Origin of the sequence: Paraburkholderia humisilvae (genome assembly GCF_902859855.1) — a bacterium.
In the GTDB taxonomy this organism is placed as follows: domain Bacteria; phylum Pseudomonadota; class Gammaproteobacteria; order Burkholderiales; family Burkholderiaceae; genus Paraburkholderia; species Paraburkholderia humisilvae.
This window is the reverse complement of the sequence record NZ_CADIKH010000403.1, coordinates 1-938: the sequence shown is the minus strand read 5'-3', so window position 1 is coordinate 938 and position 938 is coordinate 1. Positions and strand designations below refer to the sequence as shown.

Here is a 938-nt window from a genome sequence, read left to right as displayed (position 1 = left end):
GCCTCGTCCAACGGCTTCTTTGCCATGGCGCGTATCTCCATTCAATCCGTTAGAGATATAACGCGCCAGCATCGAATCGGTTGTCATGTTTTATGGGAAACTCAATAGTTCGCGCTTTTTCTACCGAGCCTATGCGGTGCAGTCGAATCCCATTGCGAATGGCGAGGGCTTCGCATAGGCGTTCGTTTGCGCCGGCCAACCATACCAATCTCCCGGTCAGATCGCGTACCGAGGCAATCGAGAAGATCGACTGGTACGCCATGCGCTGGAAGATCGAAACGTTCCACAAGATTCTCAAGTCTGGATGCAAGGCCGAGGACTCGAAGCTGCGCACAGCCGATCGGCTTACGAATCTGATCTCCGTATTCTGCATCCTGAGCTGGCGCATATTCTGGCTCACCATGATCAGCCGATGCACGCCGCAAGCTCCACCTGAGGCGGTGTTCACATCAACCGAAATCGAATTGCTCGAGCGGGTAGTTCCAGACTTGCCGCTCGCCGCTCAGGTCAACGAAGGCTGTTCGATTGCACGATGAGTTTCATGGCGCGTCTCCAGCCGTGATTGCGTGGCCACATAACAATCATAGGTGGGCGCGAGACGGCCGGCACCGTTGCAAGCAGACATTCGCCAGGTTTGAACCAGCGATGTTTCTCAGCGGGTTGCTATTGAAGATGGTGATACAGGGTTTTGGAATGCATCACCCGACCAACGATTTTCCGACGCCCTTCGATCTACTTGCTGAGAATGTCCGGAAGCGGAAGTCGAGGTGGCGCACAACGGCCGATGACGCCGCGCACACCGAATCATAGGTCAAACGGCTGTTTGTGGAACTATTGAGTTTCCCATAAAACATGACAACCGATTCGATGCTGGCGCGTTATATCTCTAACGGATTGAATGGAGATACGCGCCATGGCAAAGAAGCCGTTGGACGAGG

General features: G+C 54.2%; 1 protein-coding gene. It reads left to right on the top strand.

Annotation, left to right across the window (positions count from 1 at the left end):
- Positions 1-158: 158 nt before the first annotated feature.
- Complete coding sequence (locus HV796_RS42785) at positions 159-536, top strand: transposase (RefSeq protein ID WP_217478260.1); 378 nt, start codon at positions 159-161, stop codon at positions 534-536.
- Positions 537-938 lie beyond the last annotated feature (402 nt).